This window comes from Dyadobacter frigoris (assembly GCF_005280585.1).
GTDB lineage: Bacteria > Bacteroidota > Bacteroidia > Cytophagales > Spirosomataceae > Dyadobacter > Dyadobacter frigoris.
The window spans coordinates 290440-315631 of sequence record NZ_SZVO01000004.1; the positions used below are offsets into that span (position 1 = coordinate 290440).

The following is a 25192-nucleotide window of genomic DNA, read 5'->3' on the forward strand; positions in this document are numbered from 1 at the left end:
TTACACTTAACAATACCTATTATGGAGCAGCAAAAAGACAATCATGCAGATTCTCCGCCTACGGAAACGAGTCTCCATACCGGGATTGAAGAATTGAACAAAGAAATTGAAGCTTATCAGCAAAAAATATCCGAATTAAGCAGACTGGCTGACATTGGGCAGTTAAGTGCGGGCATACTCCATGAGATAAAAAACCCGGTAAGTTTTGTAAATAATTTTTCCCGCTTGTCGCAGGGTTTGGTAGAAGAATTAGCTGAAATTTTGGAAAAACCTGCCGGAGAACTTAGTGAAGACGATAAGGCTGATCAAAAAGATTTGCTTGAATCACTGTCAAAAAACCTGATAAAAATTAATGAAAACGGAAAGCGGATCGAGCGGATTATTCAGGGAATGCTTTCTCAAACCAGAACGGACGGGGCGTTTTTGGAACCCACGGATCTGAATCAGTTGCTGGAAGAATTCAGTAAACTGGCATATCAGGGCGTTCGTGCGGAGGACAAAGAGTTTAATGTCACTTTGAAATACGATCTGGATCCGTTGGTAAAAGAAGTGAAAATATCACGCGGCGACATTGGACGGGTAATACTTAACCTTGTCAATAATGCTTGTTATGCGGTCAATGAGCGGGCAAAAAGACAAACGGATGGTTATGATCCTTACATCAAAATCACAACAAAAAAACGGGATGATAAAATTGAAATCCGGTTTGAGGATAATGGAATTGGCATTCCGGCAGATATCGTTTCAAAATTATTTCAACCTTTTTTTACAACGAAACCGCATGGAAAAGGTACCGGACTTGGACTTTCGCTGACTTACAGCACCATCGTGGATACGCATCAAGGCACGATTGAGATTGCTTCTGAATTGAACGAGAAGACGGAATTTCTAATTGTTATTCCAGCATAGTAAACCCAGATTTTTAAAAATACTCATAAAAAAACTCCACGATAATGGCAATCCGAATATTAAGTGTAGACGACGAGCAGGATATGGAAATGCTGATTCTTCAGCTTTTCAGAAAACAAATCAGAGATAAAAAATATGAATTTGTTTTCGCAAATAACGGTATCGAAGCACTCGAAAAATTGGAAGAAGTAGGCGATGTTTCTCTGATTTTGTCAGATATCAACATGCCCGGTATGGACGGTCTTACGTTCCTTGCCAAAATTAACGAGAAGCAAAATCCTCTTTTAAAGGCAATTATGGTTTCAGCTTATGGCGATATGGACAATATTCGTACGGCTATGAATCGTGGCGCTTTTGACTTTGTAACAAAACCTGTCAACTTTGAAGATCTTGAAATAACGATCAGCAAAACAGTGGAGCATATTGAAATGCTGACAAGCCTTGAAAAGGGAAGAGAACAGCTGATTGCGATACAAAATGATTTGAGCGTGGCGAAAGAAATTCAGCTTTCGATGCTTCCAAAAACGGTTCCGGCTAATATCGGAAAAGCAGGAATTGATCTCCATGCATTTTTACAGCCAGCCAAAGTGGTAGGAGGTGATTTATATGATTATTTCATGATGGACGAAGATCGTTTGTTTTTCATGATTGGTGATGTTTCTGATAAAGGAATTCCGGCAGCACTTTTTATGGCTATAACCAAAGCGATTTTTAAAAGCCAGTTTTCCAATAGAAATGGTGATAGTCTGGTGCAGAAAGTGAAGATTGTCAATGAGTTTCTGTGTGAAGATAATTCCATGTTTATGTTCGTTACCGCCTTTATCTGTATTTTAAATACAAAGACAGGAGAAGTTGAATATGTCGATGCAGGCCATGAACCGCCGATTATTCAAAGGGCCGACGGCACAACTGAACTTGTGAAAAAAGAAGAGGGTATGGCTTTATGTTTCGATCCTGAATATGAATATGAAGCCAGACATCTAACGCTAAATCCGGGGGATAAATTTGTACTTTATACAGATGGTGTTACTGATGCAAATAATCTGAGCGGGGCCCGGTATGGGTTACATCATTTGCAGGATTTTTTTACAACGGGTGAAGGTTCAATACAAACTTCTGCCAAGGAAATGAATGAGTCGACTTTATCAAGTCTTGTAGAATTCATTGGTCCGGCCACGCAGTTTGATGATATTACGATGTTATCATTAAGGGTGATGAATGGAGAGTAGTATTTTATAGAAATGTGCTGATACTGCGTTTTTCCAGCCACGAATACACGAATTTTCACAAATATTGAAGGTGAAGTTCATTGTATTCGTGGCTTTTATTTTAGTATAAGCTCGTAGCTGGCTGACTCCGAACCATGGCCAGATTATAGCTTTCTTCATAACGGGGTTCAATTTCTGACCAGCATAATTTTTCGACAGCTGTATTTTTTATATTGCTTCTGGGGATGAACTGGTTGTTAATGAAGTTTTGTATGAAATTATACAGCATTTCTGACAGTTGATAAGCAGCGCCTTCATCCGACTGGAATTTCCTGTCAAGAATGTGCATTTCTTTATCTTCGTGGTCCGGGATATTGGTTTGGATAAATTGTCCAAATCCGGAATGATTACTGACAATAGCCGGTGTTCCCAGGACAACAGACTCCATTGGTGCATATCCCCAGGGCTGGTACAGATCCGGGAAAATTCCTAAATGACACCCGGAAACAAACTCAGCATAATCCATTCCCAATAAGGAAGTTGCCCTTTCAATAAATTCGTTATGATATACCACTTTTACGGCAGAATTTTTACTATTGTCAAAACCAGCCTGACGACAGAAACCGGTGATTTCATCTTCATTTATCAAATGATGCGTAGCTAGCGCCGGTAATTGTTTTTGCTTGAATCCGGCTACTGTACTTTTCCATGCTTGTATCAATTCATCGTCGAGAAGTTTATTTATATCAGGTAATGCGGAACCTCCGTCATGTGTCACCGAGGCGTATATACGAGGGCCCAGTTTAGAGCTGATTTTGCGGCACAACTTCTGCATATGCTGATATCGTGACCTGGCCTCGAATGCATCCGCTTTTACTGAATGATGCGGCCTGGGAGAAACAATAAACAGAATTACTGTAATCCCGGCATCAGCTTCCCGTAGCTTTTCATTGAGTTGTTCTATTGCTTTCAGTGTTATATCAAAACCTTTGTTTTTGTATTCGTAACGTCCCGAAGTGAATAAATATAAAGTTTTTCTTATATCGAAATGATAACCTGGAAAGAATAGCCCCTTTACAAATTCATCAATCATGCTGCGATATTTTTGATGCTGCGCAAAGCTTTCGTGACTGGATCTTTGTTTTAAACTTAATCCGTTGGCAATGATGGAATCCGGATAGCGTCCTAGAAATATTTCGCATTCGGCGGCGCATTGCTGACTTACCGTAGTAAAAACATTAGCATGAAGAGCGGCAGCTCTTTCTATTCCTGCCGGCGCCTCAACATTATAATGTGCGGCTTTTTCCTGAATATTATACGTATGAAGTTTATTATAAAAATCATATTCATTGGGAGCAAGATATCTTCCCAATACTGTGGCGTGTGCAGTGAAAATAGTAGCGATTTTGATTTTATCCTCATGAAGCTGTGGAAGACAACTTGCTGACATCCATTCGTGAAAGTGTGCTATTAAATCCTGGTCATCATTAGAAAATTTTCTAAGTGTAGTTAAGAAAATCCGGACTATTTCGCCAAAAGCAAGGACCTGATCTGTGAGCGCATCCGCGCGGAGGGAAGAAATTTGATGATCATGCCAAAGTTTGGCTTTTACTTTATTGAGCTCTATTAGAGGACTATCCGGATTAAATAAAATGACAAGCGGGCGGGTTGATTCCAAAAGCCAGTAACCTAAATGAATTTCATAACCCATTTCCCGCATAAGCAGTATTGTCTTACCGGCCGGGCAGTCGCCGGTTACGGTTACAGCTTTAAAATCCAGCTTGGAATTATTTGGGAAATAGGGGCCTAAAAGATAATAATTATCTTCCCTGGCATCCATCACAGCAGGAATTTTGGACTTAATGAAAGTATAAATCCCTCCGACTTGATTACAGATTTCCCATGCAACTTCAAATAAAATAGTGTTAAGTTTCAAAACGATGGAGGATAGAAAAAAGTTGAGTTTTCATAGAGGGTAAAAGTGCGTGATTGGAAAAATCAGTATTAAAAAAAGACGGATTTTGAAACGAAAATAATTACAATAACAAATGGAATTATTACATAATAGTTTAAGCAGAAAAAATCGGCTTTGAAGTATCTAAAAGTGGGATTGAGATGAAATCGTTTTTTCTTATATCAGGAATGACGTTCAGGGGAGATAAGTTTCGTCAGCGAATTTGTTTAAGTATACAAAAAGGCCCCCGGATAATCAGAATCCGGGAGCTACTTGAAAACGTATGTTTTTTGAATATATTAGATAATAATATTGGCACCGTTTTGTACGGCATTTATGGCTTCTGCTGCGACCTCAGTATGAAGAGGTTTTCCTGCAATAAAACGGATTAAATCATCATTCAAACGTTCTTTTTCCGTGATGAACAATCCGTGCGGCGCATTTTCATAAACAATATATTCGGCAGCCGGCATGAGTTCAGATGTTTTTTTTCCGCTGACCTCAATAGGAACAGTTTTATCCGCGTCACCGTGAATGATTAAGGTTGGAACGTTAATTACTGCAAGATCTTCCCTGAAATCGGTTTCGCTGAATGCACGTATACATTTGCTTGTAGCACGGCCGGAAGCCTGCAAAGCCAGCACATTGTGCCAGGTTATAATTTCATCACTGACATTTGGGTTCAAAAATGAATTTCCATAAAACCCTTTTGCAAATTCCGCTAAAAATTTCGGACGGTCGTCTTCTGTCGCGGTAACAAATTCGTCAAACATTTCCTTTGGAAGTCCGTCAGGGTTGTTGTCGGTTTTCAACATAAACGGGACAACAGAACTGATGAAAACTACTTTGGATATTCGTTTATCACCATATTTTGACATATAACGTGCCACCTCACCACCGCCCATTGAAAAGCCGACAAGCGTTACGTCGTGGAGGTCAAGTTTTTCAAGTACAGCATTTAAATCGCCAGCCAGCGTGTCGTAATCGTAACCATCCCAGGGTTTATCCGATTTGCCAAAACCACGACGATCATAAGCGATACAGCGCAAAAAATGCTTTGGAAGTACATTCAGTTGGTATTCCCACATCTCACTGCTCAAAGGCCACCCTGCAATCAGTACAACAGGCTTTCCTTGTCCGATATCCTGAACAAATAATTTAACTGATTTATCTGAATTTACGGAAGTTGATTCTATGAAAGTCATAACGATTTGTGATTATTTGGATTGATAGTTTGATTAAGCGACTTGTTATCACTTGATACTGATCCAGCCGATTTTACCTTTATAAAATAATCGTTCCAAAAATTCAGGAAATTCGGAATTTCGTTTTTCTTATTACCAAATTACACAGTGAAAAAACCGCATGAAAGCCGAAGCTTCAATGCGGTTTTATTTTAGATAGGTATACGTAATGTTAGCGGCTGATCACAACTTTATAAGATTTGTTGTTGCCATCAATATAACGTAACGATACGATATAGGTCCCGGCCGGGAATCTGGAAACATCAATTACATCATTCAGTGTTTTTTCTGATTTGTATATAGATTGTCCCTTTACAGAAATAAGCTCAACAGCAGAAACTTTGTTCCAGTCCTTGACATTTAAAAACAGCTGATCAGAAACCGGATTTGGATAAAATGACGCCTGTATATTCGAATCGAAAGTCAGGCTACGAATTCGGCTATATGCAAAAGTCTGATCCTTATCAATCATTTTCAGGCGGTAAAGATTTTCACCCTCCTCTGGATTTTCATCAGAAAACGAATATTTCAAGGTTGAAGAACTTTCTCCCTTCGCATATTTAGTACCAATGTTTATCCACCTTTTTCCATCCTGGCTACGCTCAATTTCAAACCGTTCACTGTTCGTTTCCATGGTTGTTTCCCATTTTAAAGACGCTGAATTTCCTTCTTTGGTCGCTGTGAAAACGGAAGGTGTAACCGGAAGCGGTGTTACATTGATCGTAATAGACTGTGTTGAGGCAGACGTGAATCCGCAGGACGTTGTGTCACTCACGCTTTTCAGTTCATAAACAAACTCCCCGCCCGGGTTGTTGGCTGGCTGGCTAAAGCCGTAGAGGCACTGCCAACGGTGGATGCCGTTTTCGTATCTCCGTTTAATGTGTATGAGAAAGTATAGGGTTTGATGCTGCCCGTTGCTGCAAAAGTAATGATTAGCATTGTACTGTTCTGGTCGGTACTTGCACTGCCGGTGATGGTTGCGGTGATATTGATGAAGATTATTTTCTACGGGTTTCGGCAGAGGCAAACGCACTACTTATGCTGCTAACACTGAGTGCTGTACAGAAAATAAAATTACTTCTTTTCATCAGGTAAAAAATATATTCAAATAGAGATGCTTCCATTTGGGTAATAAAAAGGATTTTTTTTATTACTGGTCAATCGAATAAGTTTTATTGACTTCTGAAATTAGTAAAAGTTTGTAACTTTTAAGTCGCAGGGTAGTGCATTATTTCGAAATCCTGGTATTGAATAATCACCCCGATTTATTTGGTTTCTTCAATTATTTTATAGTTAATAATTTTATTATAAGTGTATTATAGATTTAGGTCATGTTTTTTTGGGGCTTTGTATTGTTTTCAACTAATTTATATTTCGGTTACATTGTTATTAGAAACAGGATCAAAATTGTTTGATAATTATAAACGAGCTCTTTTATTACCCCTACATTATATTTTGTTTAAAAAGTGAATAAAAAAAGAAAAAATTGTATCTTACAATTAAGATGTTTAGTAATACTATATTTTGAATAGTAAAAGTGTGCTTTATAAAAATATAAGTTAGATTTTTACTCAAATTTTCAAGACTTGGAAAATCTTTACATCTATATAAAAAACACAGCAAACTTATCGGAGAAGGGGTGGAGTGCCTTAAAAAAGGTTCTGAACATCAGGCACTTTAAAAAGGGTGAATATTTATTGAAAAGCGGGGAAGTAAGCAACTCTCTTTTTTATATTGAAACTGGTTATTGCAGAGCATATTATGATTATGGTGATCAAATGATCAATACTAATTTTTACTTTGAAAATGAGTTTGCCACCAATATTAGAAGTATGAAACTTGGCATAGGATCGGAATATTTTATCCAGGCCGACGAAGATATTGAAGCAGTGGTTTTTGACAAGGACAAACTATATGATCTTTTCAGCCGGTCGGTTGAGGTTGATACCATGGGCAGAAAGCTGATGGAAGGAATTTTGGGAAGACAGGAAGAACAAGCTTACATTTTTAAGCTGCATACCGCGAGGGAACGGTATGACTATATGTGTAAAATTCAGCCGAAAATTCTTGAAAGAATACCGCTGATTCATATCGCTTCTTATCTGGGTATCAGTTTAGATACGCTGAGAAATATTCATAATGCTGAGAAATAATCCATTTTATCCGGCGTGACTTTGCAGATAAGTTTACGAATAGAAATTTTCATTCTCAGATTTGCCCTTATTATTACTTGCTGAATTATACATCCTGACGTAAAACTTCCAAAGGCGATTTTGACAAAATTCCTCTGCTATTGATAAGTCCAATAATGACAGTAAGTGATGAAACCAGTATAAACAATATCAGCACCGGCAAAAGCTCAGGTTTAAATTCTGTTTCAAAAGTGAATTTCGCAAGTGCCCAACTGCTGATAAGTGCCAGTAAAATTCCAGTTAAAGATGCCATAGCGCCAAGGAAAAAATATTCCAGTGCGGTAATTGCAAATATTTGTTTTCTGCTCGCTCCCAATGTTCTCAACAAAACACTCTCCTGTAATCGCTGATATTTACTGATCAGTACCGACGAAATCAATACCACTATTCCGGTCAGGATACTAAAACCGGCCATAAACCTGATCACAAAACCAATTTTATTAAAAAGATCGTCGATCACTTTTAAAACCAGCGCAAGGTCGATGATAGAAATATTTGGAAATTTTTGTACCAATACCTGTTGGAATCTTGCAGAAACCTGGGCAGACGGTACATGGGTTAAAAGCACGTGAAACTGAGGCGCATCTTCCAGTACTCCTGTTGGAAAAACGACGAGAAAATTGGTCTGCACTTCTGCCCAGTTTACGTCGCGGGTACTTGCTGCATATGTTTGCATAATGGTACCCTGGACGTTAAAAACAAGTGTATCACCCAAAGCAATATTACTTCGTTTGGCAAAACCTTCTTCCACAGAAACAGGGATTAATTGAGACTTGGGATCATATTTACCAATCCATTCACCCTGCACAATTTTTTCGGATGACGTAAGAGAATCCCGGAATGTAACACGATATTCTCTTCCAAAAATACGGCGTGATTGTTCTTTGGATGTATCACTTTCAATCGTGGCGGCACTTCTGGAATTTACCTGTTCAAGGCGCATATTGATAATAGCGACCGTTTCATTGACCGGAAGTCCTTCCTGTTTTGCAAGTGCAATCACCGCGTCTTTCTGACCCGACTGAATGTCAAATAAAACAATATTAGGTTTATTTCCACTTGACGATAATTTGACCCGGTTCAAAAGAATTGTCTGTGTGAAAAATAAAGTGCAGATAAACAAAGTACCAAGTCCAATTGCGACAATCAGGATGATCGTCTGATTATTTGGCCGGAAAAGATTGGCGAGTCCCTGGCGCCATAGATAGCTCCACGAAGTGGGGAAAAATTTGCGAACCAGCCACATAAGTAGTGACGCCATTCCGGTTAGGATAATAAACGAGGCCAGGATTCCAGCTGTAAAGGAAAGTGCCTGGATCCAGTTCTGTGTCTGAAGATAAGAGAATCCAAAAATGAAGCCGATGATCAGAACGTATACAATCCAGATTACCGGATCTCTTTGTGATTTTCCGGTATCAGCTGTATTGCGAAGGACATTGAGCGGAGAAATTTTCCGGATGGAAACCAAAGGAGGCATCGCAAAAAGAATTGAAATGATTAATCCAATACCAATTCCTTGTCCGATTGCCGGCCATGACAAACCCGTTGTCAGTTCAAATGGAAGGAAATCTTTGATGACAATTGGTAAAAACTGCTGAATAACACTTCCCAGAATAGCGCCTAAAATGGAACCAAAAAGTCCGATTCCTGCAATCTGGATGAGATAAATTAGAAATGCCTGATATCCTTTAACACCGAGACAACGTAGAATCGCGATGGAATTCAGTTTTTCCCTGATGTAAATATGAACCGCGCTGGCGACGCCTATACAGCCGAGAAGTAAGGCGATAAAACCGACCAAAGCAAGAAACTGCGTAAGGTCTTTGAAAGATCTTCCGGTATCTTCTTTCTGGCTTTGAACCGTTTTATGATCAAGATCGGCCGCGTCAAATCTTGATTCCAGCGACTTGACCAATTTTTCAACATCTGTTTTTGGAGCAAATTTGATATAGGTACGGTAAGCGATCCGGCTTCCTTTTTGCATCAAACCGGTTTGGTCCAAATACTTCATTGGAATATAAACCGATGGCGCAACGGAGCTTGTCAGACCCGTTTGTCCGGGAGCTTTTAACAACACACCAGCAATGGCAAAAGTCACTTCACCCACTTTAATAGAATCACCTACTTTGGCTTCATATTGCAGCATCAATGTCTGGTCTACTAACGCCTCTTTTCCATTTCTAAATGTTTTTCCCGCGCTCAGAGGAGAGGTTTCCAGGTCACCATAAAAAGGAAAATCACCTTCCAGCGCTTTCACCTGCGCCAAGCGGTTTCCATTGTTTTTTGTAAATAAAATCATCGAAGCAAAACTTCTTTCTTCCGAACGTTTTATGCCTAATGAATCTACCAGTTTTTTTACTTTTCCGGTTACCGGCTTGTTTCCTGAAAGTTGAAGGTCTGCTCCCAAAAGTGTGGCAGCCTGACTATCAATATTTTGTCTGAGATTATCGCCCAAGGAATATATCGCTACCAAAGCCGCGATGCCTAACACGATGGACGACACAAATAAAAGCAACCGGGAACGGTTTCGTCTGCTATCACGCCAGGCCATTTTTAAGAGCCAGGGAAGGTTTAGGCCTTGTTTTATATCTTCAGGTGATGTTTCTGATGGGATCATTTTGTATCAAATTCACTATAAAAGGAAATGAAAGAACTCAGGTTTTTAGATAATCAGGCCAGGTGTATCTGAAATGATTTTCCCTCCTTTTATTTTAATGATTCTTTGTGTTTTTGCAGCAAGTTCAAGGTCGTGCGTTACTACTACGAGTGTCGTTCCCGCTTCTTTATTAAGGTCGAAAAGCAGTTTTACTACTTTTTCGCTCGTTTCCGCATCAAGGTTTCCGGTTGGTTCATCAGCAAATAAAATTTGTGGTTTATTTGAAAATGCCCTCGCCAGGGAAACACGCTGCTGCTCACCGCCGCTGAGTTGGGTAGGATAGTGGTGGCTCCGGTCGGCAAGTCCAACTTTATCCAGCAAATCCAGCGCCCTTGGTTTTATATTCTTTTCTCCTCGAAGTTCAAGCGGTACCATCACATTTTCCAATGCCGTCAAAGTTGGCATGAGCTGAAAGTTTTGAAAAATGAAACCCACGTATTTATTTCTGACAGCAGCTAGTTGGTCTTCGCTCAATCCATCCAGACGTGTTTCGTGCAATTCCACTTTACCGGAAGTTGACCGGTCTAAACCTGCACATAAGCCCAAAAGTGTGGTTTTCCCACTTCCGGATGGTCCGACAATGGACATCGTTGAGCCAGCTTCAACAGAAAAAGTGATATTATCCAGTACTGTCAGTGACCTGTCGCCACTTTGATATATTTTACTTACCTGATCAAGATTCAGTATCGTATTCATTAAATTTTTCGTTGTTAAGGTTTTTCCGGGACCATGACGGCGTGATCTTTGTATCAAATAATCGAACCTGGTTACCTGACAGGAAATATAAAGTATTAATATTATATTTTTACATGTTGATTGCAGCCAATACCAAAAATAGGCGGTATTAAATTGTATTTAAACCAAAATCAAAAAAGCTTAAACCGATAGTACCTGACTTATGAACAACCTATTTTCAATCGCACGATTATTCATTTTAATAATAGTATTGGCCGCTTGTGACGGTAATAAAAAAACTGAACCAACTGAATCGGATAAATCCTCAAAAGAAGCGACAGTCAAAAAAGGTAAAAAAACGATTTTGTTTTTTGGTAACAGCCTTACTGCCGGATATGGTCTGGACGATCCTTCGAAAAGTTTTGCCAGTTTGACACAAAAACGAATTGATTCTCTTGGATTAGATTATAAAGTAGTAAATGGTGGCGTAAGCGGCGAAACCACCGCAGGAGGAAATAGCCGCGTAGACTGGATTTTAAAGCAACCAGTCGATGTTTTTATACTTGAATTGGGTGGTAATGACGGACTGCGCGGAATCCCGGTAAGCGAAACCAAAAAGAATTTGCAAGCCATTCTTGACAAAGTAAAAGCAAAATATCCGGATGCGAAACTGGTATTGGCGGGGATGCAAATGCCGCCGAGCATGGGTAAAAAATATACTATGGAGTTTAGAAATGTTTATACGGATATTGCCGCCGCGAATAAACTTACGTTGATACCTTTTCTTTTGCAGGGAGTTGGCGGAGAAGCAAAATTAAATCAGCAGGATGGAATTCACCCAAGTGTGGAAGGACATAAAATAGTGGCAGAAACGGTCTGGAAATCGCTGAAAGATATTTTATAAAAACTTTGGGAATCAGACAGGTTTGATGATTTTCCAAAGTTCAAGTTTGGCTTCCATGATTTCCTTTTTCGAAATATAATTGTCAAACGAATCGTGTTTTGTAGTGTTTTTGAATTTCGGTTTGATAACCCTGGTAATGTATTCACTGTCGCTGAAAGGATCAATCCAGCGATCAGATTCCACCTCACGAAGGAATATAGAATATCCCCAATTTGATTTATTAAGATGAACATATAACCAAACTGATACTTTAACCCGGCTCCCGTCCTTACGTTTAAATATCTTTTCGTGCGTCATTTAAATAACTGTTGATCAGTACTTTTAACCCAAATTGTTCTATACTAATTCCTTGATTTTATATTCAAGGATGCTTTTTATAGTATTCATTTTAACAAGAACCGGATCGTTTCCTTCCTCATCCAGAATCAGTTTTACATATTGTTCACGAATCCGTCCGGTTACCTGAAACGAATGATCATCGGCAATTTTATACGTTATCGCTTCAAGATCCTGATTAATAAATTCTTCCAGAATGTCATTTGCAATATCTTCCGGGTATTTTTCTACGGTGTCAAAAATGAAAAACCCGTTTTGATGACGGCATTTAATATATTTTTCCATGGCGAGGACTGCGATTTTTTATTCCATAACAATGTAAAGATTTTCTTTCAATCTTCATGAACTTGTCTCCCGCCGAAACCATTCCATGCGGTAATAATTTCCATTCGGTCTTCAACCGTTTTTGGTTTGAATCCGATGATTATCCCGCCACCTTTCAGGCTTTTTTCATAATGTTCAGCATAATGTTTGGAAATCCCGGAACCAACGAGCGCACCAATGATACCACCGGTAATTCCACCCGCACCCGCTCCGGTTAAGGATGCTAAAATTGGCCCGGCAACAGCAATACCAAGTCCGGGAATAATAACAGCGGTTCCAATCGCCGCAATGGCACCTGCTACCGCTCCGGCAGTTCCTCCGATGGCCGTTCCAAGACCCGCTTTTTCGAGTATTTTATGCTCTGAATGGTCTTCGTGGTTTTCTTTTGAAAGATGCAGTGCTTGCGTTTCGCCGGAAATGATCACGATGATGTCATCGGCGTTGTAACCACGATAAATCAATTCATCATAAGCTTTTTGAGCTCCTTCTCTGGTTTGAAAAACGGAGGTTATTGTATCAGGAACGGGATTGTAATCTGAATTTTCCATAATTATATATCAGGTTGGCCACTTAACGCCGACAAATCATTTTTCATAACAATTGTGCCAAAGTATCAAATTTGGAGTTGGTATTTTGTTTTTATGAGGACAAAAAAAACTCAGGATTTCGGTTGGAAATCCTGAGCAAATATCATTGATGAAGTATTAATTCAGACGACTCTGTCTCCACGTATCACTCTAAGTATAACGGCAACGATGGCAATGACCAAAAGAATATGAATGATGTTTCCCATTCCAAAACTGGCAAAGCCAAAATAACCGATAAGCCATAAAATAACCAGAATTACCGCTATTGTATAAAGTAGATTTCCCATGGTGGTAGTAAGTTAGTTTAAGATTAAATGTATACAAGAATGTATTAAAAATAGATGCCAGTGTGGTTTTGACCATATTAGGCGTAATTATTCCCCGTATTTATATTTTATTCCAGTTAGGAATATTGATTTTTATCTGAGTTGTAGAAAAAAACACTCAAAAGCCTTCCGAAATGGAGTATTATAATCGGAAGTATTGAAATAGAATAATTGATACTGAAAGAAGCAAACCTTTGTATAAAGCTTCCTGATCAATTAAATTGCCCTGAATTAAATTTAAAGTGTAAGACATGAGTGGAAAATATGACGATATTCCTTTGGTAGACAATAAGGAGAAACACAATTTTGAATTTGTAGTAGATAATCACAGATCTTTTATTGACTATGTTATTAAATATGAACACGTATATCTGATTCATACCGAAGTTTCTCCGGAACTTGAAGGAAGAGGTGTGGCCTCAGCCATGGTGACTAAAACACTGGAATATATTGAATCCGAAAATAGAAAAATTGTTCCGAGATGTTCGTATGTGCTTGATTATCTGGAAAGGCATCCGGAATGGAAAAGACTGGTAGCGAATTATTAAGTGAGCTTTTTAAAGCTCACTAATTTTCTTCCCTTGATTTTGATCGAAAAATGAATTTTTGGGTTCTCCAACAACTTGTGCATGATAAATGCTGGTGTTGCCTGAAAACAGGTAGGAAACTACACACGCTATGGCGACATAAACTCCGGACTCGGCACCAAATAATTCGATGGCCATAAGCATACACGCCAGAGGTGTGTTTGTAGCGCCGGCAAAAACGGCTACAAAGCCCATTCCGGCCAATAAACCGACGGGTAGCGGAATGAAATAGGAGAGGGCATTACCCAAGGTGGCTCCTATAAAAAATAAAGGTGTCACTTCACCACCCTTAAATCCAGCACTTAAAGTAATAATGGTAAAAACGATTTTTAGTAAAAAATCATAAGCCGGGAGACTTTGTTCAAATGATTCCAGGATTGTCGGAATACCAAGTCCTATGTAATTTGTTGTTCCGATTGCCCATACGCCACATGCCACCAAAATACCTCCGACAAATGGCCGCAATGGGGGATATGTGATATAGGTTTTAAATAATCTGCCGGTTTGACGGATCGTTTTACTGAAAAACGCAGCTGTGACCCCAAAAAATAGTCCTGCAAGAATACTAAAAAGGATGTTGACGACAGAAATTTTTGGGATAAAAGAAATATGGTAATGGGTATGCGAAACCTGCCAGGCATCGGTTACCAGACTTGCCAGAATGGCCGAAAGAAAAGCCGGAAAAATGGCATCATATCGTAAGCGTCCGATCAAAAATACTTCCAGACCAAAAACTGCTCCGGCCAGCGGCGTTCCGAAAACGGAGCCAAAACCTGCGCTGATGGCTGCAATCAATAATACTTTTCTGTCTTCCGGATTAAATTTAAAAATCCGGCTAAGCTGATCTCCGATAGCGCCTGCCATTTGCAGAGCCGTTCCTTCCCGTCCTGCCGAACCCCCGAAAATGTGGGTTGTTATGGTTCCAATTAATACAAAAGGCGCCATTTTGAAAGGAATCCAGTCTTTCGGATTATGGATCGTATCGATCAGTAAATTATTCCCGCCTTCAACTTCTTTGCCAAAATAATGATATAACAAGCCTATGGCAAAACCGGCAACAGGAAGCAAGGCAATAAGCCAGAGATTTGACTCTCTAAGTTCAGTAGCCCATTGAAGGGAAATTAGAAAAAAAGCGGATACAGAGCCTACGCAGATTCCTAGTATGGAACAGATACACAACCACTTGAAAATGTACCCCGCCGACGGGAATTTTTGATTGACTTTGGAGAAATAATGGTAACTTTTTGTTTCTCGGAATTGAGATTTTTGATCTGAAAAAGGCATAATTATCCTGGCTTAAAATAAACATAACCAGGCGCCATCAGCTTTTTTAGGGCGGTTCAAATAGGAAGACACCATTTCGTTAACACAACAAAGATAAAAAATCCGGTTAACTTGTTTTTATTTTTATATAATAAAATCGATTATAAGTCTTCACTTTTAATATTTTGCCAACAAACCGATAAATGAAATAAATGAGCAAGTTAAAACTTTACATGATTTTATTAGGCTGTCGCCCACCGGGCCGTTTCACCGAGCAGCATGATATATTTTTTGGAATAGGAAAATCTGTTAAAGATTTACTTCCCGAAATCATTAAAAGCTGGCCTGAGGCGAAAGGTCAAATACACCTGGATGCTTTTCAGGAAGTTAACTATGTAAACGGTTATGGAATTGAAGTTTTGGAACGCGATCAGCCGCCAGCAAAAGAAGAAAATCTGAAATTATTTTTCATCAATCTGGGTGGTTACAAAAAAGGAGAATTTGATGAATTTCATTACAAAACGCTCGTTGTTGCAGAAGATCAAAGTGCAGCGATCCGGCTTTCCAAACAAACCGCTTTTTATAAGCATACCGGATTTAAAGGTGCGCCTTCGCATGTAGATGACAAATACGGTATTGATGTGGATGATATTTTTCAGGTTCAGGAGATATTAGCACCTGCATTCGTAGAAAAATATCATTTGAATATTTCAAAAGAGGAAGGACCCGAAGATGAGATCCGGTTGGGATATTTTCCTTTAAAAAAGATAGCAGATGAATTTTAATATTTACATAATAAAAAGACCCTGAAAGCAGTTGCCGTCAGGGTCTTTTTATTTTATTTCAAAACGTAATCTCTTATAAAGAAGCCAGTTTGGTATGTAGTGTCGAGCCATTTCTGACTTCTTCACTTGCTTTTTTTACCAGCTGATCTTTTATTTGAAGATTGCTGCTGAAAATTTCTACGGTGCTGTCCATTTCTCTTCCCTTTTTAACATCAACCCATAACGCTTTGCTGTCCACCACTTTCACAACAAAAACCCTTTCCATAGAATTAACAAGCGCTGTTTTTGGGACAACAAAAGAAGGAACGTCCGATGAAAGCGGAATCTCAACCTCTGCAACCATGCCCGGAAATAACTTTTTGTCATTATTGAAAACGTCCATTTCAATTCTTTCTGAACGAAGTCTGCTGTCAAGTACGCCGGCCAAACGTTTTACTTTGGCTTTAAATTTCTGATTTGGATAAGCTTTTACTGAAAAACTAATTTCTGTCTGGTTGGTAACATAACCCACGTAAGCTTCCGGAATGGAAACTACCAAACGCATTTTTCTTTGTTCCTGCAAAGTGAATAACGGGAATTCAGATCCCTTTCCTGCTGGGCCAACATAGGCACCCGGACTTATATTTTTTGCAGTGATGATACCAGCAAAAGGTGCTCTGATTTCAAGGTAATTTTTGCTTGCGCCAACTTCTTTCTGACTTGCTTTTGCTGATTGAAGCTGTGCATAATCGGCATCCATACGAGCCAATGCCTGATCAAGGTCGTTCTGGGAAATTGTTCCCGGCGTTTTGCTGGTTTCTACCAGACGTGAATAATTTGCTTTGCTGGCAATGTAGGCAGCTTCCTGTGCTTTTGCTCTTGATTCCGCTCCTGCAAGACGCGAATTTAATTCTGGCGCCTCCATGGAAACGAGTAATTGTCCTTCTTTAACTTCTGAACCTACATCGGCGTATATTTTTTTTACAAAACTGGTTTCTCTTGCATATAGGTCAACATTTCTGAATGAGATAAGTTCTCCAGGCGTATGAAAAGCCGTGGACAAGTCTTCTTTTTCAAGAGGGAAAGTTACCGTGGCAGAAGGAACAGCAGCAGCTTTTTCAGCTTTCTCCGTTTTTTCTTTTTCCTCAGCATTGGAACTACATCCTATGACGGTGGCAATCAGGATACTGAAAATCAGTCCGTTAATGATCGAATATTTATTGGTTGGTTGCATCAGGTTATATTTTATAATTAATGAGCAGGTACATAAAATTTACTTTCCTTATCTTCCGGATCAAGAGAAACCGAAGCAGTCGATGTTTTTTCCTGTACCCAGGCAAAAACCAGCGGTAAAATAACAAGTGCAGCCACCGTGGAAGCAATCAAGCCTCCGATTACCGCCCGTGCCAGAGGAGACGCCTGATCTCCGCCTTCACCAAGTCCGGCAGCCATAGGAATCATCCCTACGATCATCGCGACACTGGTCATCAAAATCGGACGCAGACGAAGTTCCACAGCTTCTTTCGCTGAAAGCAAAGCATTGCCGTTATGTTTTCTGAGCTGCTCGGCATTGGTTACCAGAAGTACAGCATTGGAAATTGAAACCCCGACCGACATAATGATACCCATATAAGACTGCAAATTTAATGTAGATCCCGTAATTGTCAACATCGCCAGCGCTCCTAATAACACAGCAGGAACGGTTGTAAGTACTACCAGTGAAACTTTAAACGACTGGAAATTGGCAGCCAGCATTAAGAAAATCACCACAATAGCAACACCCAATCCTGACTGAAGACTGTCAAGGGTTTCTGTTAGAACAGTACTCAGGCCAATTGGTTCAATCGTCAGCCCGCGTGGCAACTCACCCAGAGAAGCAATGGCTTCATTGACCGCTTTGGAAGCTGTTCCTAGATCCGTTTTATGCAAATTTGCCGTTACCGACATAACCGGCATAGCTCCCAAATCGTCATTTTCTCCGTATGTTGTATCCAATTTTATGGTAGCCACATCGCTTAGTACGGGACGAGCTGAATTTTTCAGGATTGGTATTTCTCCGATACTGTTTATGCTATTCATCTGATTTTCAGGAACCTGAACCTGAACGGCATAACTAAGGCCGATTTTTTCATCCAGCCAAACATTTTTCTCAGTATAACGGGAAGACGAAGTAGAAGCAGTCAGCGAACGGGAAACATCCGACATGTCCACGCCTAACTGTGCTGCACGCTTTCTGTCTACGTCAATATTTACGGCAGGATAGTGCAGTGGCTGAGCAATCTGCACATCACGGAGGAAACTTACCTGTTGCAGTTTTGCTACTATTTTGTTAGCATATTCTTCATTTTGTTTTTTATTTTTCCCCATAATCCGAACTTCAACCGGTGTAGGTGAACCTTGGCTAAGGATTTTATCGGTCAGTTCAATCGGTTCAAAAGAAAGCTTTACATCCGGCAAGTCCTGTTTCATTTTATTTCGAAGATTTTCCTTTAAATCATCCAGATTTACTTTATAATCTTCCTTCAAACTAACCTGAAGAATCGCATCATGCGGTCCGCTCGTGAACAAATAAATCGGGTTTACAGAAAATTGAGCCGGGTGCATACCAACAAATGCAGAAGTGATCGAAATATTTTCCTTCCCTACAATTGATTCAAGCGCGCTGATCGTTTTGATCAGTTTTTCTTCTGTCCGCTCAATACGTGTTCCGTCTGCCACGCGTATGTGAAGCTGAAATTGTCGGCCATTGACTTTTGGCAAAACGTCACGGCCAATGTCAAAAAGTAAAAGGCCGGCGGCACCCGTAATCAGCACTACATAGGCAAGTACCACAAGTTTTTTACTTGGAAATAATTTGTCAAGAAAACGCACAAACCCATTTCTGAACTTTTCAAAACCGCTGATTTTTCCGTCGTTGTTAAAATCTTCACGTTCTACCAGTTGTTTTTTCTCAACCCAGCTATCGGTTTCAGTACCTATGATGCTTAAATCCGCTGCTGGTCTCTTATGCAAATGATCTTTCATGAGCCAGTTGGCCATAATCGGAACGAAAGTCTGGGAAAGAAGAAATGATACGAGCATGGAAAATCCAATCGCAAGAGCCAGCGGCAGGAATAAAGCTCCTGGTATACCGGTCATTGTAAACGCCGGTGCGAAAACCGCCAGAATACAAAGCAGGATAAGGAGTTTAGGGAAAGCAATTTCTTTACAGGCATCCCAAATCGCGAGCGCCTTGGGTTTTCCGAGATCGAGATGCTGGTGAATATTTTCTATGGTTACAGTCGATTCATCAACCAAAATACCAATCGCCAGGGAAAGTCCGCTCAGCGTCATGATATTAATAGTTTGGCCAAATAGTTTCAAAAATAATACCCCTGCTATAATAGAAGTAGGAATTGTCATGATCACAATGAGGGCACCACGCGGGTCACCCAAGAAGATCAATACCATAATCCCCGTTAAAATTGCACCGATTGCTCCTTCGGTAATCAAACTTTCAACAGCATTAATTACATAAGCCGACTGGTCAAATTCATACGATATTTTTACATCTTCCGGTAAAATACTCTGGAAACGCGGAATTGCCTTTTTTAGATTTTGAACCACTTCCCAGGTAGAAGCATCCGCTGATTTTGTGATTGGAAGATAAACTGATCTTTTCCCGTTTACCAACGCATAACCTGCCGTAAGGTCAGCACCATCTTCAATTGTGGCTACATCCTTTAAATAAAGATTCTGTACCGTTCCTTTAAACAAAGGGATATCGCCAAAATCTTTTACGTTTTTAATGGAAGTATTTGCCGGAGTCAGGTAATTTTTATCCCCGATCCGTACATTTCCCGCTGGTGTGGCCTGGTTATTAACCCGGATTGCTTCTACCAGCTGATCGGGCGTAAGATTGTGAGAACGAAGTAGGTCGGGGTCAGCTTTGATCAATATTGTACGAAGGTTTCCTCCAAAAGGCGGTGGAGAAACAAGGCCTGGTATCGAAGTAAAGGAAGATCGGATATAAACCTGGGCAAGATCCAGAAGTTCGTTATTTGAACGTGTGGCACTGCTGAAAACCAACTGGCCGACCGGAAGCGTCGAAGCATCAAACCGGATAATAAATGGCGGCTGTGACCCGGGCGGAAAGGAAGACTGCATCCTGTTGGCAAAAGCACTTAACTCTGCCGCTGCCTGTGCCATATTGGTTCCCTCATAGAAACTTAACTTCATTAGCGTAAGTCCCTGAATATTTTTTGTTTCTACGGCTTTTAATCCATTAACAAAAAGGAATATATTAACGTAAGGCTTCCCGAAATATGCTTCCATCTGGTTCGGCGTAAAACCACCAAACGGGTGAGATATATAGATAACAGGCAAATCCATAGCCGGAAAAATATCCACTTTGATCGTACGCACCGCGTTAATACCAAAAAAGAACATCCCGGCAACGAGCACTAAAATCGAGATGGGTTTGCGAAGCGCATTTCTTATTAAATCCATAATAATTGGGTAGGCATTATGCAGTAAGGGCCATTGAGTGAAGATGGCGATCTGTTCATAACAAATTCTAAAAACTGCTGGTAAATAAACTAAAATCTCCTGCTGCGGCTGCTTTTAACAAAAGTGCCTGCCAAACGTTACTAAACGCAATGTCCCGGTCTGTTTCGGCACGGTTCAAAATGTACAATGCCTGGGTAAGGTCTACAATATTGCTGAGCCCGTTCTTATAGAGCGTACTTTTCTGGATAAAGGCGTCGGAAGCAGATTTGATCTGAATAGGCGCTTCCTGATAATTGTCAAGCGCATTTTTTATCTTGTTGTTAGATAAAAGAAGCTGATTCTTGATTTGCTGGTCAATAAGATCGTATTCATTCTGCATGGCGTTGGATACAAATTTTTGTGCCAAAACCTGATTGCGAACCCGAAGAATACTGGTCATATTCCAAACAACACCAAGACCAAAAAGGTAATTGGAACGGACTGGCTTTACTCCGTCGTAAAAACTCTGAGTGTAGGAATGCTGATCAGTTGCATAGTTGGAATTAAATCCGGAACCTCTTGTTTGAAATACACCAAATGCTGAGAATGTAGGATAACTAAGTGTTTGATAATATTTCGCCTGCTGGTTACTAAGCGCAATACGATTAGAATAATATTTTAAAAGTGGGTGGTCGGGGCTGGAATTAGTAATTGAATCACTAAAAGAAATCGGGATTTTGGCAATGAAAATTGTATCCAGCGTAAACGTCTGCTGCTCGACGCCCATCAAAACTGCCAGTCGGTTTGCTTGTTCCTGTTCAAAATCTCTTGCACGTGTAATTGCGATTTTTGCACTGGAAACTTCCGCGTTTGCCAGAGAAGAATCTACACCGGCAATCAGCCCGTTTTTCGCTCTTGTCACAACAACGTTTTTAAGTGAACTGGCGCGAACAAGATTATTTTGCCAGGATTTGGTCAATCGCTGAGCTGCCAGCAAATTCAGGTAAGCGGCTGCTACACGAATTTCATGTTGGAATAATTCCTGATCAAGATCACTCTGGTCACGAACCACGGTAGACTTGGCAACGTTTATTTTTTCCTTTGCGCGTCCGAAAGCAAAAAAGTCCCAGTTGACATTGGTAAGATACATCGCACCAAATGCCGAATTCCAGTTCTGGCTTGCTAACGGCAAACCGGATGATGCAACACCAAGTCCGCCCAAGCCATATAAAGGTCCGTTTTGACCGTTTACTGTGCCATAATCCTGCTGAAGAGAAAGGTTAAGATTAGGCAGGTAATCTTTTTCACTTTGACGGACCGACGCTCTCGAAGCATTGATATAATTTGCTTTTGCTTTCAGCGTGCCATAATTGCTTTTGGCCGTTGCAATTGCGTCAGAAAGTGTTAAGGCTTGTGCTCTGGTTTTTGTCTCAGAAAGAAACAAACTCAGAATAACAAGCACGAAAAAACTTTTATTTTTTATCAAATTGGGCAAATAGCAAAAAGACCGGAAGATTATTGAAGTCTGATAGGGACTTAGGGCGAAATTCAATTTCATTTTAACCATTTTCTAAACTTGTATTCTAAGGTTACAAAAGTACTATATGGCAAAGCACTTATTACTATGTATTTCAAATAACAAACTGTAAAATTCAAACATTCACTTTCGAAATGAATTTGGTGTTATTCCGGTTTGTTTCTTGAAAAGATTATTGAAGTACTCGGGATATTCGAATCCCAGGCAATAAGCAATTTCAGAAATGCTCCAATTGGAATTTTTTAATAATATTTTAGATTCCTGTATCAATCTTTCTGTGATGTGTTCAGTTGTAGTCTTTCCGGTGACTTCTTTCAGCGCCCTGTTCAGGTGGTTGATGTGAACTGATAACCGTTGTGCATAATCTTTGGCTGTGCGGAGCTGTAATTTATGCTCGGGAGAGTCGATCGGAAATTGCCTGTCCATCAGCTCAACAAAGTAAGATGTTATCCGGCTCGACCCGTTTATGTGACTGTCGCTGATTTGGGAGGCTTGCATTTTTACGGCTTCGTGAATGATCAGGTTTACATAGTTTTTAATGAGCTCATACTTATAAACGTAGTTGGATTCAACCTCAGAACACATTTTTTGATATATATCTAAAAGATATTTTTCCTGCTGTTCAGTTATAAAAAATACAGGAATTGTATCAATTTTAGAAATAGGCGAATCCATGAAATTTTTCGTGCGATTCATCCCGTTCAAAAATTCGTCATTAAAAAGACAAAAATAGCCCGATTGTTTTTCTGAAACTGTTTCCCAGGAATAGGGCACATTTCTATTAAAAAAGACAAGGGCGTTTTGATTTATCTCAATTTCTGTGTCGCCATAGAGCAATTTTCCCTTTCCGATGATTAAAGAAATCTTGTAATAATCCCTGCGGCTGTAAGCGTTATAACGATTGCAAAATTTCCGTGAAAATACGTTGAAGTGTCCTTGCGGCTGTTGTGCGTTATAAGGATCCGTCGGTACTGGTTTGGCAGTAGGGTGTGATTTGTAAAAATCCTCGATTGATTCACTGGTTATCATGCCATAAAGCTATGAAATTCAAATAACAGCAGCAAAGATTGGGAGAGAATGGCGGATATTTTAATTATAAATTAATTTTTTTTACCCCGTTTTAGTAATAAAATCCCAGGTCTTCTTCTGTAAAGGAAGTCTGGAGGAATAGCGGGAGAAAGCTGAAAAACGTATGTAAACAAAAAAACCGGAAATAAATCCGGTCAGAGTAAGTCGTTAGTAATCAATAGCTTCGAAATGTCTCAAACAGTCAGGATCAATCAATGAAAGATCGTGACAAATAGGATGGGATACAAATCTTATACACTTTGCAAGTTCGCTGATACGAATATCGTCTTTTGGCTTCCATGCATAAGTCTTACCGGATTGAGCGGACTTACCCGGAGTAAATTCCTCAAAGCCTGGTCGTGGGTTATTACTGTGCTCTCTCATGCATGAAGTTAAGGATGAGTGATTTAGATAACCAAACTTACATAATCGTCAAGTCAATGTCAAGCAATGGTAGTTATTCTTCTATAAGTTTATAGAAGAATGTACATAAGTAATTTATAGTACTTCCTTAGCAGGAGATTGAGGAAATCAAGATTAATTCGGGAAAGTAGTCTCGTGAAAAAACAATATACACATTAACTGCAAATCTGCATTTGTAAGAGGATTGTCAGTATTTGAAATATCTGGGGAGGAAGGATAATCAAAAGATCAATAGAAAGAATTTACAATCCCGCGTAAACGGAATGTTTGTCAATGGCAGGCAGGGATACTTTTTGTGCCGATGAAACTGTTTGTTCTTTAACAGATTTTTCAGCAATCTCGACATTCACTGTTTTTGACAATGGTTTGGTCCAGCAAATATAAAATCCCAACATCAAAACAAGTACAACTGAGGATAGTCCGAGAGACCACAGGAGTGCATCCAGGCAACGTTTCGAGAATGATAAAAGACTTTTCATATTGTTTCAAAATGTGGTTAGTTTGTCAGAAAAAGTGTGTTACCAGGCCCGTTACTTTTCTGTTTGCAGCATACTTACGAAAATCATGCCTGATTGGATTAAATGGAAGTTCATTTGTGGGAAATTATCTCAGTTTCCGGCCTTTCCATTCGTATTCTGGTTTTTGTACAATTAATCCGAAGAAACATACATAGAATGGATAAAGGACCTGAGTGAACGGTATGAAGAAAATTGACACAGATTTTTTTAAAAAATGTAGAATTGTACCCAGAAATAACCATTCCGGGGCACATTTAATCAAAAGTAAAATTCCAAAGTTTTGGGTAGATATGTTTCCTGATAAGCATAAAAGACCGGCAATAATCACGGAAAGATTACATGCAAATATATATAATGCAAGTACCAGCGGCGTTCTGCTTTCGTAATGTTTCCATTTACTAGCCCACCGTTTCCTTTGTTTAAAAAAAAGCGGCCATTCCGTATGCGCCTTTGTTGAAACAATAGCTTCCGGATTTTTCAGGAATTTGATACTTCCCGGATATTTAGAAGAAATTTTATGCATCAAAAATTCATCGTCACCAGAAGCGATATGATGTACGCCGTCATATCCGTTGACAGCAAAAAATGCGCTTTTTTCGTAGGCCAGATTCGCTCCGTTGCAAAGTGAGGGGAAACCTGCTGCAATAGCGCTTGCACCGCTTCCGATTAAGCTTGAAAATTCAACAGTTTGCAAATGATCTGTAAATGAAGTTTCTCTGAAAAAGGTAACCGGCCCGCTGATCAGTTTTGCTTTGGAAGAGACATGACAGTCGGAAATAGCCTGAAGCCACCCGGATTTTACCCGGCAATCTCCATCGGTAGTTACGATTAAGTTTCCCTTTGCCTGGTTTATCGCAGTTTCAATAGCTCTCTTTTTGGGGGAGCTGGTTGGTATATCCGGTAGAGAAATCAGAGAAATGCTGCAGGCTGAATGCAAACTCAGCCTTTGTACAATTGCCGCAGTCTGATCGGTGGAGCTATCGTCGACAACCAGTACTTCAAAACGTTCATAAGGAAAACTTTGCTTTTCAAGATCGGTTAAAAGATTTTCAATATTGTCCTGCTCGTTTCTTACAGGGATGATTATTGAAATGAAATTGGAGGTACTGCTTTGTTTTTTATTATTGGAAGGTAGGAATTTCCAGAGTACATATAATAGGACAGTAAAAAAGCCATAGCTCAAAATCAAAATCCATAAAATTGGCACCATCCACGGAGCTACGTATTGTTCGGTCATTCTTGTATTTGTT

At 39.7% G+C, this 25192-nt stretch carries 24 protein-coding genes; 6 read left to right on the plus strand and 18 right to left on the minus strand.

What is annotated here, in order from left to right:
- Positions 1 to 21: 21 nt before the first annotated feature.
- Positions 22 to 909: a sensor histidine kinase gene (locus FDK13_RS10445; protein ID WP_137339932.1), complete on the plus strand. Its 888-nt coding sequence runs from the start codon at positions 22 to 24 to the stop codon at positions 907 to 909.
- A gap of 44 nt (positions 910 to 953) precedes the next feature.
- On the plus strand, positions 954 to 2138 hold the full coding sequence (locus tag FDK13_RS10450) for a PP2C family protein-serine/threonine phosphatase (protein WP_137339933.1): 1185 nt from the start codon (positions 954 to 956) through the stop codon (positions 2136 to 2138).
- Between the two features lie 100 nt (positions 2139 to 2238).
- On the opposite strand, the gene FDK13_RS10455 is transcribed toward FDK13_RS10450, so the two are convergent.
- From FDK13_RS10455 to FDK13_RS35370, 4 genes are all read right to left on the minus strand, one after another.
- Complete coding sequence (locus FDK13_RS10455; RefSeq protein WP_170982772.1) at positions 2239 to 4053, minus strand: glycogen/starch synthase; 1815 nt, start codon at positions 4051 to 4053, stop codon at positions 2239 to 2241.
- A gap of 317 nt (positions 4054 to 4370) precedes the next feature.
- Positions 4371 to 5276, minus strand: coding sequence for an alpha/beta fold hydrolase (locus FDK13_RS10460; protein ID WP_137339935.1), 906 nt, complete (start codon positions 5274 to 5276; stop codon positions 4371 to 4373).
- Positions 5277 to 5487: 211 nt separating this feature from the next.
- Positions 5488 to 6090, minus strand: a complete 603-nt coding sequence (locus tag FDK13_RS10465; protein WP_137339936.1) for a T9SS type A sorting domain-containing protein — start codon at positions 6088 to 6090, stop codon at positions 5488 to 5490.
- A 5-nt stretch (positions 6091 to 6095) separates the two neighbouring features.
- Positions 6096 to 6254, minus strand: a complete 159-nt coding sequence (locus tag FDK13_RS35370; protein ID WP_170982773.1) for a hypothetical protein — start codon at positions 6252 to 6254, stop codon at positions 6096 to 6098.
- 647 nt (positions 6255 to 6901) lie between these two features.
- Here FDK13_RS35370 and FDK13_RS10470 point away from each other — a divergent pair.
- A complete protein-coding gene (locus FDK13_RS10470; protein ID WP_137339937.1) occupies positions 6902 to 7468 on the plus strand; it encodes a Crp/Fnr family transcriptional regulator in 567 nt (188 codons plus the stop codon).
- A gap of 85 nt (positions 7469 to 7553) precedes the next feature.
- On the opposite strand, the gene FDK13_RS10475 is transcribed toward FDK13_RS10470, so the two are convergent.
- Positions 7554 to 10124: an ABC transporter permease gene (locus tag FDK13_RS10475; RefSeq protein ID WP_229215998.1), complete on the minus strand. Its 2571-nt coding sequence runs from the start codon at positions 10122 to 10124 to the stop codon at positions 7554 to 7556.
- A gap of 45 nt (positions 10125 to 10169) precedes the next feature.
- Positions 10170 to 10859 (minus strand): ABC transporter ATP-binding protein, encoded by a 690-nt coding sequence (locus tag FDK13_RS10480; RefSeq protein WP_137339938.1) that lies wholly within the window; start codon positions 10857 to 10859, stop codon positions 10170 to 10172.
- Positions 10860 to 11061: 202 nt separating this feature from the next.
- On the opposite strand from FDK13_RS10480, the gene FDK13_RS10485 reads away from it, so the two are divergent.
- Entirely contained in the window at positions 11062 to 11742 is a 681-nt protein-coding gene (locus FDK13_RS10485) for an arylesterase (RefSeq protein WP_137339939.1), read from the plus strand.
- 12 nt (positions 11743 to 11754) lie between these two features.
- On the opposite strand, the gene FDK13_RS10490 is transcribed toward FDK13_RS10485, so the two are convergent.
- The 4 genes from FDK13_RS10490 to FDK13_RS10505 form a co-directional block, all read right to left on the minus strand.
- A complete protein-coding gene (locus tag FDK13_RS10490; RefSeq protein WP_137339940.1) occupies positions 11755 to 12039 on the minus strand; it encodes a hypothetical protein in 285 nt (94 codons plus the stop codon).
- Between the two features lie 39 nt (positions 12040 to 12078).
- The gene (locus FDK13_RS10495; protein WP_137339941.1) at positions 12079 to 12363 is read right to left on the minus strand and encodes a hypothetical protein; all 285 of its coding nucleotides are present in this window, start codon (positions 12361 to 12363) and stop codon (positions 12079 to 12081) included.
- Between the two features lie 47 nt (positions 12364 to 12410).
- Positions 12411 to 12950 (minus strand): hypothetical protein, encoded by a 540-nt coding sequence (locus FDK13_RS10500; RefSeq protein ID WP_137339942.1) that lies wholly within the window; start codon positions 12948 to 12950, stop codon positions 12411 to 12413.
- Between the two features lie 161 nt (positions 12951 to 13111).
- On the minus strand, positions 13112 to 13276 hold the full coding sequence (locus FDK13_RS10505; RefSeq protein WP_137339943.1) for a lmo0937 family membrane protein: 165 nt from the start codon (positions 13274 to 13276) through the stop codon (positions 13112 to 13114).
- 290 nt (positions 13277 to 13566) lie between these two features.
- Between FDK13_RS10505 and FDK13_RS10510 the strand changes: the two genes are divergently transcribed.
- A complete protein-coding gene (locus FDK13_RS10510; RefSeq protein ID WP_137339944.1) occupies positions 13567 to 13863 on the plus strand; it encodes a GNAT family N-acetyltransferase in 297 nt (98 codons plus the stop codon).
- A gap of 9 nt (positions 13864 to 13872) precedes the next feature.
- On the opposite strand, the gene FDK13_RS10515 is transcribed toward FDK13_RS10510, so the two are convergent.
- The gene (locus FDK13_RS10515; RefSeq protein ID WP_137339945.1) at positions 13873 to 15186 is read right to left on the minus strand and encodes a voltage-gated chloride channel family protein; all 1314 of its coding nucleotides are present in this window, start codon (positions 15184 to 15186) and stop codon (positions 13873 to 13875) included.
- A gap of 191 nt (positions 15187 to 15377) precedes the next feature.
- Between FDK13_RS10515 and FDK13_RS10520 the strand changes: the two genes are divergently transcribed.
- Complete coding sequence (locus FDK13_RS10520) at positions 15378 to 15950, plus strand: DUF1543 domain-containing protein (RefSeq protein WP_137339946.1); 573 nt, start codon at positions 15378 to 15380, stop codon at positions 15948 to 15950.
- A 73-nt stretch (positions 15951 to 16023) separates the two neighbouring features.
- Here the strand turns inward: FDK13_RS10520 and FDK13_RS10525 are convergent, their stop codons facing one another.
- The 7 genes from FDK13_RS10525 to FDK13_RS10555 all read right to left on the minus strand — a co-directional run bounded on the left by FDK13_RS10525 (position 16024) and on the right by FDK13_RS10555 (position 25179).
- Positions 16024 to 17163 carry an efflux RND transporter periplasmic adaptor subunit gene (locus FDK13_RS10525; protein ID WP_137339947.1) on the minus strand — a complete coding sequence of 380 codons (1140 nt, stop codon included), beginning with the start codon at positions 17161 to 17163 and terminating at the stop codon, positions 16024 to 16026.
- Positions 17164 to 17180: 17 nt separating this feature from the next.
- Positions 17181 to 20417, minus strand: coding sequence for an efflux RND transporter permease subunit (locus FDK13_RS10530; protein ID WP_137339948.1), 3237 nt, complete (start codon positions 20415 to 20417; stop codon positions 17181 to 17183).
- A 67-nt stretch (positions 20418 to 20484) separates the two neighbouring features.
- The gene (locus FDK13_RS10535) at positions 20485 to 21858 is read right to left on the minus strand and encodes a TolC family protein (protein ID WP_229215999.1); all 1374 of its coding nucleotides are present in this window, start codon (positions 21856 to 21858) and stop codon (positions 20485 to 20487) included.
- Positions 21859 to 22056: 198 nt separating this feature from the next.
- On the minus strand, positions 22057 to 22962 hold the full coding sequence (locus FDK13_RS10540; RefSeq protein ID WP_137339950.1) for a helix-turn-helix domain-containing protein: 906 nt from the start codon (positions 22960 to 22962) through the stop codon (positions 22057 to 22059).
- A gap of 207 nt (positions 22963 to 23169) precedes the next feature.
- Positions 23170 to 23385, minus strand: coding sequence for a hypothetical protein (locus FDK13_RS10545; protein WP_137339951.1), 216 nt, complete (start codon positions 23383 to 23385; stop codon positions 23170 to 23172).
- Positions 23386 to 23666: 281 nt separating this feature from the next.
- Positions 23667 to 23903: a hypothetical protein gene (locus tag FDK13_RS10550; RefSeq protein ID WP_137339952.1), complete on the minus strand. Its 237-nt coding sequence runs from the start codon at positions 23901 to 23903 to the stop codon at positions 23667 to 23669.
- A gap of 124 nt (positions 23904 to 24027) precedes the next feature.
- Positions 24028 to 25179, minus strand: coding sequence for a glycosyltransferase (locus tag FDK13_RS10555; RefSeq protein WP_170982774.1), 1152 nt, complete (start codon positions 25177 to 25179; stop codon positions 24028 to 24030).
- Positions 25180 to 25192: the final 13 nt, after the last annotated feature.